The sequence below is a fragment of the Halanaerobium sp. DL-01 genome, from assembly GCF_003338615.1.
Lineage (GTDB): Bacteria > Bacillota > Halanaerobiia > Halanaerobiales > Halanaerobiaceae > QPJE01.
In genome coordinates this window covers 105,370-121,500 of sequence record NZ_QPJN01000001.1, presented here as the reverse complement: position 1 = coordinate 121,500, position 16,131 = coordinate 105,370, and the positions used below count along the sequence as shown (strand labels likewise).

The following is a 16,131-nucleotide window of genomic DNA, read 5'->3' as shown; positions in this document are numbered from 1 at the left end:
ATACAGTCCTTTTTTATTTTAAATAATGCTCTTTATTTTACTAAGGAGTTTCCTCATTTTTTAAATTATGCTACAAAAAATAATTTAAAGGAAACGCCTTTTATTCTACTTTCTTGACAGAAACATATAAAAAAGTTAAAATATTATTAGTAAATGAAAATAAAAAAACTAAAAATTGAATATAGAATAGGGGGTGAATAATATTAACGGAGGTGTTTTGTATTTAATAATAGCCCTACCTCTTGGATTACTAATAGGATATTTTATTAGAAAATATATTGCTGAGGCTCGTATTCAATCAGCAGAAGAAGAAGCCAAAAAAATTCTTGAAACTGCTGAAAGAGAGGCAAAAGCCAAGAAAAAAGAGATTACTCTTGAAGCAAAAGAGGAAGCTCATAATATCAGAGAAGAAGCTAATCGCGAAAGCCAAAAAAGACGTGACGAATTGCAAAAACTCGAAAATCGCTTGATGCATAAAGAAGAAAACCTTGATAGAAAAGCTGAAAATCTGGATCGAAAAGAGCAGAGTATTAAAGATAGAGAAAAAAATATCAGCCGTGATGAACAGGAAATTAAAAAATTACAAGAAGAACAGATAAAAAGACTGGAACAAATTTCTGATTTATCACAGGATGAAGCTAAAGATTATCTTCTTAACAAAGTTGAGTCTGAACTTGATCATGAATTTGCAAAAATGATTAAGGAAAAAGAAGCACAGGCCAAAGAAGAAGCAGAAAAAAAGGCAAGAGAAATTATTTCTCTTGCTATTCAGAGATGTGCTGCAGACCATGTCACAGAATCTACTGTTTCTGTTGTATCCTTACCCAATGATGATATGAAGGGAAGAATAATTGGTAGAGAAGGCAGAAACATCAGAGCATTAGAAAGCCTAACAGGTATTGATCTTATCATCGATGATACTCCTGAAGCTGTTGTTATTTCTGGTTTTGATCCAATAAGACGTGAGATAGCCCGCATAGCTTTAGAAAAATTAATTATTGATGGAAGGATTCATCCTGCTAGAATAGAAGAAATGGTTGAAAAGGCCCGCGAAGAACTGGACCAACATGTAAAAGAAATTGGAGAACAGGCAACATTTGATACTGGAGTTCATGGTTTAAATCCTGAACTTGTTAAACTACTTGGCCGTTTGAAGTTTAGAACAAGCTATGGCCAGAATGTTCTTCAACATTCACTTGAAGTTTCATATTTAGCAGGAATTATGGCAGCAGAACTAGGCGCAGATGTAAATCTTGCCAAAAGAGGTGGACTTTTACATGATATTGGAAAATCTATAGATCACGAAGTAGAAGGACCACATGTCAAAATCGGTGTTGATACTGCTAGAAAATATGGTGAGAGCGAAAAAGTTCTCCATACTATTGAAGCACATCACGGTGATGTAGAATTCCATTCAATTGAAGCAGTTCTGGTAGCTTCAGCAGATGCAATTTCCGCAGCTAGACCAGGTGCAAGAAAAGAAACCTTAGAGTCTTATATTAAGAGACTTGAAGAACTTGAAAAAATTGGTGAATCTTTTTCTGGTGTAGAAAAAGCTTACGCAATTCAAGCAGGTAGAGAGATCAGAGTAATTGTTGAACCGGATAAAATAAATGATATTGAAACCAGTAAACTGGTTAGAGATATTACAAAGAAAATTGAAAATAGCCTTGATTATCCTGGACAAATCAAGGTGGTAATAATTCGAGAAACCAGGGTAGTTGATTATGCTAAATAATTAGATCTGAAAACAACAGGGCTCCTCATTTGAGGGGCCTTTTATTCATATTATTAAAAATATATAAATTAAACAGAGGAATGATAAAATGAACATATTATTTATAGGCGATATTGTAGGAAGATCCGGTAGAAGAGCAGTCAGACTATTTTTGAATAAAATTATTGAAGAATATGATATATCTCTTGTCATTGCCAATGGAGAAAATTCGGCTGGTGGATTTGGAATAACAAAAAAAGTTGCCGATGAGCTGTTTGGATATGGTATAGACTGTTTAACTATGGGCAACCACACCTGGGATAACAAAGATGTTTTCAATTTTATTGATAAAGAAAGACGCATTATAAGACCGCTTAATTATTTTCCTGACAATCCCGGTTACGGCTGGACTGTTATAGAAAAAAACAGTTTAAAAATTGCCGTTGTAAATTTAATCGGTCAGGTATATATGAATAATTACAATTCTCCCTATCATATTTTTAAGAAAAAAATTAGCGATATTAAAAATAATTCAGATATTATTATTGTTGATTTTCATGCTGAAGCTACTGGAGAAAAATTGACCTTTGCTCATTCAGTTGATGGAAAGGTTGCAGCTGTTGTTGGTACCCATACACATGTTCAGACATCAGATGCACAGATACTACCTGGTGGAACAGCTTATATTACAGATGCAGGTTTAACAGGCGCTGTTAATTCCATACTTGGTATGAAAGTAGAAAAAATGGTTGAAAAATATATAACCCAATTACCAGTCAATTATGAAGTGGCAACAGGTTCAGTTAAATTAGAAGGAGTTTTAATAAAAGTAGATAAAAACAAAGCTTTAGGTAAACAAATCATGGAAATCAAGAAAAATAATTAAAAATTATATTTATTTTTAAAATAAGGCAGGAATTCATTTCATCTGTGACTAATATATTATATAGAGGGAATTAATTTATAGAGGGAGGTAATTTACGAACATGGAAGTATTAAAAGTATCATCAAATTCAAGTCCAAACAAAGTTGCAGGGGCATTAGCCGGTGTTTTGCGTGAAAGGGGAAATGCCGAACTACAAGCTATCGGCGCCGGGGCCCTAAACCAAGGTGTAAAAGCAGTAGCTATTGCAAGAGGATTTGTGGCACCCAGTGGAATTGACCTTATTTGTATCCCTGCTTTTACAGATATCGAAATTGATGGGGAGGAAAGAACTGCAATAAAATTAATTGTTGAACCACGTTAATAATTACTATAAATCTGTTTGCTGTAAAAGGCAGACAGATTTTTTTATTATGGCTTGTTTTATTACAGTAAAAAGCTATATAATATAAATTAAAGAGAACTTTTTAGGAGATGAATTAAATTGGATTATAAAATTGCTGATGGACACACAGATATGCTTTTAAATTTTAATAGAGACAAAGATTTTTGTTTTAATAAAAATAATAAAAACTTTCATGTTGATCTCCCTAAACTCAAAGAAGCTAATATCGCTTTAGAAGTTTTTGCAGTTTTTATAGAAGATGGATATTTTCCAGAAAATGCATTAAAAAGAACTCTGCATTATATTAATATTTTTCGAGAAACAATAGCTTCTAAAAAAGATATTGTTCATATTAAAGATAGCACAGATATTATAAGAGCAGAAGCGGAAAATAAAATATCTGCTGTGTTAAGTCTTGAAGGTGCTGATGCAGTAACGGAATTGAGCCAAATAAATAGCTTTTATAATCTTGGAGTTAGATTAATTACACTGACCTGGAACAGGCGCAATATGCTTGCAGATGGACTTACAGTTAATAGTGGTGGAGGTTTAACAGATCTTGGCAAAAAAGCAGTAGAACTTATGAATCAGCTTAAAATTACTATAGACCTTTCTCATATAAGTCAGGAGGGCTTTTGGGATATTATTGATTTAAGCTCTAAACCAGTTGTAGCTTCACATTCCAATGTAAAAAAAATTAGAAGTATAGAAAGAAATTTAGATGACAGTCAAATCAGAGCAGTTGCTAAAAATGGTGGTTTGATAGGAATTAATTTCTGCCCTCAATTTTTAAATACTTCTGCTGCTGATGTCGACGGCAGTGATATAATAAAACACATTGATTATATAGTTAAATTAGCCGGTATTGAGTCTGTAGCACTTGGCTCTGATTATGATGGTATTACTAACACACCCGTTGGTTTCGAAAATATCGGTAAACTGCAGCTGCTTGCAGAAAAATTAAATAAAAATGGATATAAAAGCAGAGAAATAGAAAAAATATTATACTTAAACTGGAGAAGAGTTTTTTTGGAAAATCTCTAAAAAAGGTGTTCATATGCAAAATAAAATTTTAATTGTTGAAGATGAAGCAAAAATCAGAAAACTGATAAAAACATATTTAGAAGACAGTGGTTTTACCACTGTTGAAGCTGAAGATGGTAGAAAAGCTCTTGATATTTTTCATTCAGATAATAATATTGACTTTATTGTACTGGATCTTATGCTGCCAAAAATTAGTGGGGAGGAAGTCTGTCAAAAAATAAGGCAGGTTTCTGATATTCCAATTCTGATGCTCACTGCCAAAAGTAGTGAAGAAAATAAAATTGAAGGATTTGATTATGGGGCAGATGATTATCTTACCAAACCTTTTAGTCCAAGAGAGCTTACCGCAAGAATAAAAGCTATTTTAAGAAGAACAGATATGAATAAAATAAAAGCAAATATACTTTCATTTGCAGATGGTAAAATTAAAATATTTCCTGAAGAAATGAGGGTATTATTAAATGATTCAGATGTAGATTTAACAAATACAGAATTTAAAATTTTACTTGAACTTGTTAATAATGCAGGACAGGTTCTTTCCCGTGAACAGTTAGCTGACAAAGTTATGGGGCTCGAATTTAACGGTTTTGATAGAACCATTGATGCTCATATTAAAAATATAAGAAAGAAAATGGAACTAAACAAAGATGAATATATAATAACAGTTTATGGAGCAGGTTATAAATTTGTTGGTGATAACTAATGAGCAAACTCAGTTTTAAATTATTTTTTATATTTATTATATTAATTGTGCTGAGCCTTTCTGTAGCTGGATTTTTTATTAATTTTTCCGTCGGAGAACACTTCAATGATTTTGTGAACATGCAGAGAGAAGACAGTATAATTGAACTGGCGGAAATATTAAAAGATTATCTGTCCAGAGATAATATTAATACTTCTGAATTAAATAAAATTATTAATAATTTTACTAGAGCTAATAGAATTCCAATTTGGCTTAGATTGGCAAAACAGAAAAATGGAGAATATATTTACAGACCAGGTACAGAAGGTCATATGAATAATATGATGCGGAGAATGGGGCCGATGATGGGAGCTTCCCATATGCCAATTCACAGTCAAATTTCTCCTGATGATTTTCCTGGTAAAACAAGAATAAACGAAATCAAAATTAATGACTCTACTAAAGCATATATTTACTGGAAAGAAATTGCTGTCAATGCAGAATCAGAGGCAGGTATTTATCAGTATTTTAAAAAGAGTGTTTTTAATGCTATTTTTATCAGTGGAATATTTGTAGCTACCGCAGCCGGTTTAATGGCATTTTTTCTTTCCAAATATATTACCAGACCCCTGCTGAAGCTAAATCGTTCTGCTTTAAATGTTGCTGATGGAAACTATAAACAGAAAGTTAATATAAAAGGTAATGATGAACTTGCTCAGCTTGGAGAATCATTTAATATAATGACTGATAAGCTTGAAAAACTGGAAAAAATAAGAAAAGACTCTACATCCGATCTGGCTCATGAGCTGCGCACACCGGTGACTACTATTAAAGGCTATTTAGAAGCTGTTGAGGATGGTTTAATGGAAATGGATAATCAAACCATTAAAGAGCTGCAGGAAGAGTCTGAACGCCTAATTAGACTTATTAATCAGCTTCAGGAATACAGTGAAGCACAGAATAAAATTATCAATTTAAATAAAGAAAGACTTGACTTAAGCTCCATTTTAAGCGAAATATTGAACAAATATCAATTTAATATAAAAGACAAAGACATTTCTGTAAATTTAGACCTTGCACAAAATACATCAATAACTGCAGATAGAGACAGCATGATACAGATTTTAAGTAATTTAATAGAAAATGCTGTTAAATATAATAGAGTAGGAGGAAAAATAAATGTAGAAAGCAAAAATCTAAACGACCATATTGCTGTAAAAATAATTAATACTGGCCCAGAAATAGATCAAAAAGATCTGCCATTTATTTTTGAAAGGTTTTATCGTGCAGACCAATCCAGATCTAAAGATACGGGGGGTACAGGTATAGGACTTGCTGTTACAAAAGAGCTGGTGGAAGCACATGGTGGAACAATATCAGTAAAAAGCAAGAAAGAAGAGACTATTTTTACTATTATTCTACCCTTATAATCCTCAATTTAAAGAAAGGATTATAATCGTTTATGTAGAACTTATGTATTAGCAAACTTATAATATTATTAATAAAGAGGAGTGATCAATTTGAATTTGAGTCGTATATGGAATTTTTTCTCACTTGGGGGTCCAATGTCTATCCCACTTCTGCTTGCATCAGTTTTTAGTCTTGCAGTTATTATAGAAAAAGCGATATTTTTTGCCCAACATAAAGATAATAATTTTAGACTTATAAAAAGAATAGAAATATTGGTTGAAGAGGGAGATATTTTAAGTGCATTAAACGAATTGAAAGGAAAAAAAGGACCAAATGCCAAACTTCTATCAACGGCATTAGCTCATAATAGTGAAAACCCGGCCAGACTAAGGGAAGTTCTTCAGGCAGTAGGTGAAAATGAGATTAAAAAAATGGAAAAGCATCTTCCAATTCTTGATGTAATAGCTATGATATCACCACTGCTGGGACTGCTGGGTACAGTTATAGGTATCATCAGCAGCTTCAATATACTCGGTACAGCTGCAGGAGCTGCTAATCCGGCTCAGATCAGTTCCGGGATTGCTGCTGCTCTTATCAGTACAGCTATGGGATTAATTATAGCTATCCCTACAGCAGTATTTTATTCATATTTTTCCCAAAAAGTTGAGAAAAAAGCACATGAAATGAATTTAAACATGGTTGAAATAATAGATGTCGTTGGCAGTAACAGAGGTGAGGATAATGTTCAGAACTACTCTTAAAAAGAAAAGTTCTATCAATATTATCCCTATGATTGATGTAATATTTTTTTTATTGGTTTTCTTTATGCTATTTACCACTTTTAGATCAAATCCATATGGAATAGATATGCAGCTGCCGCGTGCTGTCACTGCTACCGAACAAACAAACAAAAACTTTTTAGTCGAAATAGACGAAAATGGTAATTATTTTTATGATGGAAACAACCTACCACTGTCTGAAATTGTTGCTCAGGCTGAAAACAGGAACTCTGAAACTGATTCTTTAGTTGTTATCATAAGTGCTGATAAAAATACAAAATATGAAAATGTCGTTTCAGTCATGGATGGAATGCGTCAGGTAGGAATATATAAGCTGGCCCTTGCGGCAGAAAAAGAAGGTAATTAATAGGATGGTGAAGTTATGTCTGGAAATGATAATCAAAATAAATTAGCAGCATATGTTGTTTTTTCTATAATTCTTCATCTCCTACTTCTTTATTTTATTCCTTTTGGATTTATGCAGGGGAATGTTAGGGGTGAAAACACTGATTTAAATGATTATGGCTATATTCAATTGGTTGAATATCAACCTGCTCCACTGCAGACCGAAGAACCTGTTCCCCAGGAAGAAATAGAGGAAATCACTGCAGAACAGGAAAAAATTACTGAAGAAAAAGAAGATACAGAAGCTAAAGAAGTAGAAGAACCTGAAGAAATTAAAAAACCAGAACCGGAGCACGAACCTGAAATTGAAGAAAATATAGAAGTGGAATCTGATATTACAGAAGAAGAATTATCACAGGAAAACACGTCAGCTGAAGAAGTGAAAAAGGAAACTGAAGATATAAAGGAAGAAATTACGGATACAGAAACTAATGATAGTGAAAATACAGAAACTAAAGTTTTAAGCAGTGAAAAAAGTGATGTGGAAGTAGAAATAGAAGAAGAACAAAATACTGCAGAAGATAGTGCTCAAAGTGCAGAAAATATTAAGCCTGGTGAAGAAGAAGTTGAACAGACTCCACCCCCACCTCCACCACCTACATCTGGTGAGTTAATCAGTATAGTAGTTAGACCTGCTTTTCCAAAAGATCTAGTTGGCAGCAGGGCTGAAGGTACTGTTAAATTAACTGTTGAAATTACCCCTGAAGGAACTGTTAAAAATGTCACAATTAATGAAACTTCAGGTTATGATACAATGGACAGGGTTGCAGTTTTAACAATAAAAAGAGGCTGGAGTTTTAAATCATATAATAAAGCATATGTAATACCAATAGAAGTAAAATACTATATTGATGAATTTGATAATTCACAGGTAGATGTTAATCTTGGAAATGTTGAATTTTTAACAGGAGGTGAATAATTTATGAGAAAAACTATTTCCTTAGCTTTACTTTTATTTCTTGCATTAAGTTCAGCTTCAGGCTGTGTAATGGCCCAGGATAAATTTTTTAAACATATAGATCAAAATAATAACCTCAGACTGGGTAATGATTATATTGTACTTGTTGTTAACCAGCAGGAAAACAGCCAGGGCAGATTTGCAATTGAAACAACCGGTGGAGCACCTTTGAGAAATAATGATAATAATAAACCACTGATTTATGGAAGACCCAGTCCCTGGACATCCTATACAACACTCTGGATAAATAACAAAAAATATATTTTTGGCGGTAAAACTGAACGCAGAGCTGGGAATAATGGTAATTATGGTGAAATTATAACTCCTCCTACAGTTGAGGGGGACAGTATTATCACCCGCTCAAAGTTTGGAGATATTATAGTTGAACAGATATTAAGTATTGTAAAAAGTTCTACCACCGGACTTCCGGATACAGGGCAGATAAAATATAGGATCATTAATAACAGTAAAGAAGAGCAAAAAATTGGTCTAAGGATAATGCTGGATACTATGCTGGGAGAAAATGATGGAGCTCCTTTTAGATTAGGTACTGATGCTGTGACTACAGATAAATTGTACTACAAAAAAGAGCTTAATAATTTCTGGCAGGCTTTCGACAGTTTGGCTGCCCCTCAAGTTACCTCACAAGGTACTTTTTTAGGACCAGATGTTACCCCACCTGATAAAGTTTATTTTGCTGACTGGGGAAGTCTGGCTGATGGTATATGGGATTTTGACTTTAATCCCGGCCAGGAATTTATTCGCAAAGGTGAATATGAAATAGACAGTGCAATTGCTATGTTCTGGGTGCCGGAAAAAATTCCAGCAGGTGAAAGTAAAACTTATATAACTAAATATGGTCTTGGTGGAATTACCATTGTCCCTGGACTTATTTCTCTGGGAGTAACTTCACCGGCAGAAGTAACACTGGATAAAGACAACGAAAGTTTTCCTATTATTGCCTATTTGGAAAACACTTCAGAAATAAATGCCAGAAATGTTTCAGTAAAACTGGAACTTCCTGATACATTTGAAGCTGGTAAAATAACAAGAGAACTTGGAAATATGAAAGCTGGTGAGTCTGCTCAGCTTAAATGGGATGTTAAACCAGCCGGTTCAGAAATTCCAAAAGAAATAACTTACAGAGTACTGGTGGAGGCAGATAATACTGATTCAAACCAGGTAGAAAGAAATGTTAAATTTGTTGGTCCTCCAGTATTAAATGCAAAAATTACACTACTGGAAGATGTAGGCATAATTAATGGTCAGCTGAAGCCCAATCCTTTTAAGCTGCAGGCAAAATTAAGTAATAGTGGAGAATCATCTCTATATGGGGTCGAAGCTGAACTAATATTACCACCTGGTCTTGTCCCAGGTCCCAGTGAAAAACTCAAAAAGCACCTAGGCTACCTTCAATCTCAGGAAAATTTAAAAGTAAACTGGTTAATAGAGGCTTTAAGAATTGATGGAGAACTTCCTTTTGCAGTTAAGGTTAGCGGTATTAATGGGTATGAAAAAACAATTGTCGAAAAAATTAGTCTGCCGGAATTAAAACCTATTATATATCTGAATGTGGTAGAAGAAGATGACAGCAACTTTATTTCTATTGAACTTAGAGCAGCCAATATTGCAGAGGCAGAAAATTTAAGTTTTAACTTTAATTATAACACTGATAAATTGAGATTAAGTTATATTTCTCGAGGCAATTTATTTGTGACCGAAGGAAATCTGCTTCCATGGAACAAACCTAAAAAAATAAAGGATGGTTTAATTGAATTTAATCAAGAGCTTCCATTTAGCAGAGCTACAGGAGTTCTGGCAACACTTCACTTCAGAAAAAAAGAAGAGAATATTGGTAATATTATTGTCAATAATCTAAAAGCATTTGATGGTTTGGGTAATGAAATACAGCTTGATATTAAGAATATTAAACAGGAGGCTAAATAATGAAAATTAAAGTTACAGTATTAATAATGATTTTACTGCTCACATTTAGTGTCATTGGGCAGGCAGCAGAAATTAAGGATGTACCAAGAGACCACTGGGCATATGACAGTGTTCAGCAGCTGATAGATAGAGGATATCTTTCACTTTATTCCGATGGTACTTTTAAGGGTAATGAAAAAGTTTCCAGATATGAACTGGCCGAAATTATTGCCAGAATGTTAAACAATATGGAGGCTGGTACTCAGGAATTATCTGAAGAAGATGTAGACGTAATTAGAAAATTATCGCTTGAGTTTAGAGATGAATTGGTTGCAGTAGCCCAAAATCAGAAAGTTTTTGAGGACAGAATTAAAAAGGTTGAACAGAAGAATATGATTCAGGATGAAGATATTGGTAATGTAAACGACAGGGTTTCTTCACTGGAAGGTGAAGTATCAGATATTATTGATCAAGTTGTAGAAATTAAAAATCTACAGGAAGAAGTTACTTCTCTTTCGAGCAGAATATCTGATTTAGAACAGGAACTTGCTTTAACTAAAAGAAATATTGGAGTTGATGGTGAACTGGCATCAAGCTCCACCATACAAAATCTTCAGGATAGTCAGAGTGTTGCTATGACAAAAATTAATCAGCTGGAAAATAGAATTTCCGACCTGGAAGAACAACTTGAAGTAAAAAATCAAAAGCTGGCAGAAAAGAAAGGATCAGGAAATACTGCGTATATTTTAGGAGGACTGGCTTTGCTGGCCCTATTACTATAATTTAAAGGAGATTTTAGCTTATGCAGCATTTAAGGTGGAGAGGAGTTTCACTTTTATTAATAATATTTCTTCTAACAAATACATTTATGTTTTTCTTTTCTGGGGTAGGCAGCAGTAGAGCTGCTGCTGCTTCAATTGAAAACGAGGATGTTGTTACAGGTATTGGATTAATGCTTCTTCTGTTAATTTTTGCTGATAATGACAAAAGCAGTGCAGAAAATTTAAACAACATATCAGTTGACAGATTTTCTACTGAAGATATTAATATTCTGGCAAAAGCAGTTCATGCGGAAGCACGAGGAGAAATTTATATGGGTAAAGTTGCAGTAGCTGCTGTTATAATTAACAGAGTTTATCATCCATCCTTCCCGAACACTATAAAAGAAGTTGTCTATCAGAGTGGTCAGTTTACTTCAGTAGAAAATGGACAAATTAATTTGTCTCCCAGCAGTGATTCATATAAAGCTGCTTATGAAGCTGCTGAAGGAAATGATCCGAGCAGAGGAAGCCTTTATTTTTATAATCCTGATAAATCAAAAAATCCAGAGTTTTTTGCTAAAAGAAAAAAGGTTGTTAAAATAGGTAATCATGTTTTTCTAAAATAATTAAAAAAGCTCATGAACAAAATATCCTTCGAACTTTTTTATTTACAGTAAGATTAAATTAAGAAAAGCGGCCAGATAGGCCGCTTTTCTTAATTTAAGTATTAATTATCTGTTTTTATTAAATTTTTGCTGATGAAAACAGCTTTTTCAAATTCATCATCTTTCACAGTACTATACATATTACCACCTGGAGCAGTTTCGGGTATATCAGAAACATTGACAGTATAAAGCTTGCTATTTTTATCTACAATAACTATCTGATCATTATTTTCTGCTTTAACTGCACCTGCTAATTTATAACTGCTGTTTGAATAAATCCTCTGACCTCTGCCGTTTCTGTTCTGTAACCTAAAAGCCTTCATTCTAATTTTATTTGCTCTTCCACATTCTGTTATTGATACAATAAATTTATCCTTATCATATATTTCAAAATTTATAACTTCATCATCAGAATTTAATTTAATTGCTTTACTCCCAATTGTATTTCTGCCAGTAGTGGAAAAACTTTTCCCGTTAAATCTTATTAAATATCCATTTTTACTAATAAATATTAAATCATTTTCTACAGAAGTTTGATGAACATTGATCAATCTGTCATCATTTATTTTTATGGCCCTAATATGTGTGTAGTTGGTATCATATTCATCAGCTTCAGTTCTCTTCACAACACCACTGCTTGTTGCAAAAGTAAGGAATTCTCGCTGATTAACATCTTTGGGTAGTATATTGAGAGAAACAATCTTTTCCTGTATAGGTATCTGGATGTAGTTAGTTAAACTCTCTCCGGTAGATAGTCCGTGGTGTTCTTCAATCTGATGAATAGAAAGATTATAAACCTCTCCAGAATCAGTAAAAAACATCAACTGATCTAAAGAAGAACCACTAACAATATAATTAATAAAATCATTTTTGCTCTGACGCAAATTAGAGATTTCGTCATTTCTTTTTATAATACCTCTATATGATAGAGAAATAACAGCAGATTTTTCTTTAATTAAATCCTGCTTATTAATTACAGCCTTTCTATCATCCGCAATAATTTCTGTTCTTCTTCTGTCAGCAAATTTATTTTTAATTTCTTTTAATTCTTTTTTCATAACTTTTTTTAATTCTGATTCACTAGAAAGAACTTTTTTATAATAGGATATTTTTTTTGCCAGTTCGTTTCTTTCAGATTCAATCTTATTTATCTCGATTCCAACCAGTCTCTGCAGCTGCATTTCTAAAATTGACTGGGCCTGTCTGGCGCTAATACGCAGACCTTCAATTAGTTTTTTCTTTGCTTCCTTTTTTGAATCAGAGTTTCTAATTATATGAATTACCAGATCAAGATTATCAACGGCTTTTTCTAAACCTTCTAAAATATGAAATCTATCTTCAGCTTTATCTAAATTGTATTTTGTGTAATTGCGGATTACTTCTTTTCTGAAGTCTATAAAATGAGATATCATTTCCAAGAGACTCATTACTACTGGTTTGTTGTCAAGCAGGGCCAGTAGATTAATTCTGAAACTTCCCTGCAGTGATGTATATTTATAGAGCCTATTCAATATTAGGTCTGTATCTGCACCAGATTTCAGTTCAATCACTATTCTTATTCCATTTTTATCAGATTCGTCCCGAAGATCAGAAACTGTAGACAGCTTATCTTTATTAACAAGTTCAGCAATTTCTTCTATTAACTTTGTTTTATTAAGCTGATAGGGTATTTCTGTAATAATAATCTGCTTATGTCTCCCTTTTTTTTCAATCTCAGTTTTCCCTCTGAGTATAATTTTCCCTTTTCCACTTTGATATGCCTCTTTTATTCCATCATCACCAATTATTTTTCCTCCAGTAGGAAAATCAGGACCAGGCATATAATTACTTATAATTGTATCCAGTCTGGCATTTGGATAATCAATTATATGCAGCACAGCATCTATTACTTCAGCTAAATTATGAGGAGGTATAGATGTACTCATACCAACAGCAATACCGCTGGATCCATTTACCAAAAGGTTCGGTATTTTTGAGGGAAGCACAACAGGTTCTTTAAGGCTTCCATCAAAGTTATCAGTAAAATCTACTGTATTTTCATCAATATTTTCCAGCAGAGACTCAGCAAAATTAGTCAGCTTTGTTTCTGTGTATCTCATGGCAGCAGCACTATCACCATCAATAGAACCAAAATTTCCATGTCCATCTATAAGCGGGTAACGCTGATTAAAATCCTGGGCCATTCTTACCAAAGCATCGTAAACTGCTGAATCACCATGAGGATGGAATTTACCTAAAACCTCTCCAACCAGCCGGGCAGATTTTTTATGTGGTCTGTTGTGCAGTAAGCCAAGCTCTTTTGCTGCAAAAAGTATCCTCCTGTGTACCGGTTTTAAACCATCTCTGACATCAGGCAGAGCTCTACCTATAATAACACTTAAAGAATAGTTTAAATAAGCATTCTTCATTTTATCTTCAATTGCGATTGGATATATTTTTTCTGACATATTATTTCTCCTCTCAACAAATATTTGCATGTTTATAATTGCTAGTATATAATATCATTTTGATAGTATCATATGCAAACATTTATTTGCAAGGTTTAGCTGGAATTTAAAACTCCTCTCTGTTATAATAATAAACATGAAGGATGGTGAGTGTTATGTCACTTTTTACAGAAACTGATTATAATGCAGATCAAATACAGGTTTTAGAAGGTCTTGAAGCGGTAAGAAAAAGGCCAGGTATGTATATTGGAAGTACAGGTATACGAGGCTTACATCATCTAGTCTGGGAAGTAGTTGACAATAGTATAGATGAATTTTTAGCTGGATATGGTAGTAAAATTAAAGTTACCATACATAAAAATAATGAAATAACAGTTGAAGATTTTGGAAGAGGTATACCAGCTGATATACATAAAGATACAGGTTTGCCAGCAGTACAGGTTGTTTTGACCACTTTACATGCAGGTGGTAAATTTAATAATAATAGTTATAAAGTTTCCGGTGGACTGCACGGTGTAGGAATTTCCGTGGTAAATGCTCTATCGGAAAAATTGATACTTACTACTCACTGGAAAGGTAATAAATATCAGCAAATTTTTAAAAGAGGTCTGGCAGCTGACAAATTAAAAAAACTGGGGAAAACAGATAGAAGTGGAACAATTATTCGCTTTAAACCTGATCCGGAAATTTTCCCTTCCACAGAATTTAAATTCGAAAATTTATCCCATCGACTACAGGAATCCGCCTATTTAAATAAAGAATTGACCCTTATACTAGTAGATGAACGTGGAGAAGAGGCAAGAAAAAAGACTTTTCAATATGATGGAGGAATAAAAGCCTTTGTACAGTACCTCAATAAAGACAGAAATCTTATTCATGATAATATAGTATATATTCAGGCAGAACCAGAAGAATATTCTATAGAAGCAGCTTTTCAATATAATGACGGTTATAGTGAAAGAATTTATTCTTATGCCAATAATATTAACACAATAGATGGAGGCTATCATTTAACAGGATTTAAAATTGCTTTGACCAGAGCACTTAACAATTTTGCCAAAAAAAATAATATGCTTCCTTCTAAAATTACATCATTAAAAGGAAATGATGTTAGAGAAGGAATTACTGCAGTAATTAATATTAAGCTGCCTGAACCACAATTTGAAGGTCAGACAAAAACTAAATTAGGAAATAGTGAGATCAGAAGTGTAGTGGAAACAGAAATATATAATTATTTAAGTCTATATTTTGATACAAATCCTGAGGTAGCTAAAGCTATTGTTGATAAAGCAATTCAGGCTGTAAGAGCCAGAAAAGCATCCAAAAAGGCACGTGAACTGACAAAGAGAAAAAGTGCATTAAATTCCAATTCTCTACCAGGTAAATTAGCAGACTGTACAAGTAGAAAACCAGAAGACAGCGAACTATTTATTGTTGAAGGGGATTCTGCCGGTGGCTCAGCTAAACAGGGGAGAGATAGATATTTTCAGGCTATTCTGCCGTTAAAGGGAAAAATACTTAATGTGGAAAGAGCAAGGCTGGATAAAATTTTGAACAATAATGAAGTTGCATCAATTATCACTGCACTCGGAGCTGGAATTGGTGAAGAGTTCAATATCAATAAACTAAGATATCATAAAATTATAATTATGACAGATGCTGATGTTGATGGAGCTCATATAGCAACTTTGATATTGACCCTTTTTTACCGCTATATGCCGAAATTAATAGAAAATGGTTTTATTTATATAGCACAGCCTCCTCTCTATAAAATTACTGAAAGAAAAAAATCTACCTACATTTTTAGCGATAAAGAGCTAAACGAATATCGTCAAAACAAAGATAAAAATTTTTCTCTACAGCGTTATAAAGGCTTGGGGGAAATGAACCCGGAACAGCTCTGGGAAACAACCATGGACCCCAAAAAAAGAGTTTTGCAAAAAGTAGAAATAGATGATGATATTGAAGCTGACAATATCTTTACCCGCCTGATGGGAGCAAATGCTTCGCTGAGAAAAGAATTTATATTTAATAATGCAGAACTAGCTGATGAGTTAGATATTTAAATT

The 16,131-nt window shown here is 33.3% G+C and carries 14 protein-coding genes; 13 read left to right on the top strand and 1 reads right to left on the bottom strand.

Translation table 11 applies throughout. The annotated features are described in order from the left end of the window. Nucleotides 1–193 precede the first annotated feature (193 nt). The 12 genes from rny to DER71_RS00510 all read left to right on the top strand — a co-directional run bounded on the left by rny (nt 194) and on the right by DER71_RS00510 (nt 11,576). Nucleotides 194–1,738 (top strand): ribonuclease Y, encoded by a 1,545-nt coding sequence (rny, locus tag DER71_RS00565; RefSeq protein ID WP_114456946.1) that lies wholly within the window; start codon nt 194–196, stop codon nt 1,736–1,738. Nucleotides 1,739–1,826: 88 nt separating this feature from the next. Then, nucleotides 1,827–2,603, top strand: coding sequence for a TIGR00282 family metallophosphoesterase (locus tag DER71_RS00560; protein WP_114456945.1), 777 nt, complete (start codon nt 1,827–1,829; stop codon nt 2,601–2,603). A gap of 100 nt (nt 2,604–2,703) precedes the next feature. Further along, complete coding sequence (locus tag DER71_RS00555) at nt 2,704–2,964, top strand: stage V sporulation protein S (protein ID WP_114456944.1); 261 nt, start codon at nt 2,704–2,706, stop codon at nt 2,962–2,964. 120 nt (nt 2,965–3,084) lie between these two features. Next, a complete protein-coding gene (locus tag DER71_RS00550; protein ID WP_114456943.1) occupies nt 3,085–4,029 on the top strand; it encodes a dipeptidase in 945 nt (314 codons plus the stop codon). A gap of 13 nt (nt 4,030–4,042) precedes the next feature. Next, nucleotides 4,043–4,732 (top strand): response regulator transcription factor, encoded by a 690-nt coding sequence (locus tag DER71_RS00545; RefSeq protein ID WP_114456942.1) that lies wholly within the window; start codon nt 4,043–4,045, stop codon nt 4,730–4,732. Then, nucleotides 4,732–6,141 carry an ATP-binding protein gene (locus DER71_RS00540; protein WP_114456941.1) on the top strand — a complete coding sequence of 470 codons (1,410 nt, stop codon included), beginning with the start codon at nt 4,732–4,734 and terminating at the stop codon, nt 6,139–6,141. The genes DER71_RS00545 and DER71_RS00540 overlap by 1 nt, the downstream gene beginning before the upstream one ends. A gap of 135 nt (nt 6,142–6,276) precedes the next feature. Beyond that, nucleotides 6,277–6,882, top strand: a complete 606-nt coding sequence (locus DER71_RS00535; RefSeq protein WP_233486925.1) for a MotA/TolQ/ExbB proton channel family protein — start codon at nt 6,277–6,279, stop codon at nt 6,880–6,882. After that, nucleotides 6,863–7,267 carry a biopolymer transporter ExbD gene (locus tag DER71_RS00530; protein ID WP_114456939.1) on the top strand — a complete coding sequence of 135 codons (405 nt, stop codon included), beginning with the start codon at nt 6,863–6,865 and terminating at the stop codon, nt 7,265–7,267. Before DER71_RS00535 ends, DER71_RS00530 begins: the two co-directional genes overlap by 20 nt. A 15-nt stretch (nt 7,268–7,282) precedes the next feature. Then, on the top strand, nt 7,283–8,224 hold the full coding sequence (locus tag DER71_RS00525) for an energy transducer TonB (RefSeq protein WP_114456938.1): 942 nt from the start codon (nt 7,283–7,285) through the stop codon (nt 8,222–8,224). Nucleotides 8,225–8,227: 3 nt separating this feature from the next. After that, nucleotides 8,228–10,210: a hypothetical protein gene (locus tag DER71_RS00520; protein ID WP_114456937.1), complete on the top strand. Its 1,983-nt coding sequence runs from the start codon at nt 8,228–8,230 to the stop codon at nt 10,208–10,210. Then, complete coding sequence (locus DER71_RS00515; RefSeq protein WP_114456936.1) at nt 10,210–10,971, top strand: S-layer homology domain-containing protein; 762 nt, start codon at nt 10,210–10,212, stop codon at nt 10,969–10,971. Before DER71_RS00520 ends, DER71_RS00515 begins: the two co-directional genes overlap by 1 nt. A gap of 20 nt (nt 10,972–10,991) precedes the next feature. Continuing rightward, nucleotides 10,992–11,576: a cell wall hydrolase gene (locus tag DER71_RS00510; protein ID WP_114456935.1), complete on the top strand. Its 585-nt coding sequence runs from the start codon at nt 10,992–10,994 to the stop codon at nt 11,574–11,576. A gap of 101 nt (nt 11,577–11,677) precedes the next feature. Here the strand turns inward: DER71_RS00510 and gyrA are convergent, their stop codons facing one another. Next, nucleotides 11,678–14,062 carry a DNA gyrase subunit A gene (gene gyrA / locus DER71_RS00505; RefSeq protein ID WP_114456934.1) on the bottom strand — a complete coding sequence of 795 codons (2,385 nt, stop codon included), beginning with the start codon at nt 14,060–14,062 and terminating at the stop codon, nt 11,678–11,680. Between the two features lie 155 nt (nt 14,063–14,217). On the opposite strand from gyrA, the gene gyrB reads away from it, so the two are divergent. Beyond that, nucleotides 14,218–16,128, top strand: coding sequence for a DNA topoisomerase (ATP-hydrolyzing) subunit B (gyrB, locus tag DER71_RS00500; RefSeq protein ID WP_114456933.1), 1,911 nt, complete (start codon nt 14,218–14,220; stop codon nt 16,126–16,128). The last annotated feature ends 3 nt before the right edge of the window (nt 16,129–16,131 follow it).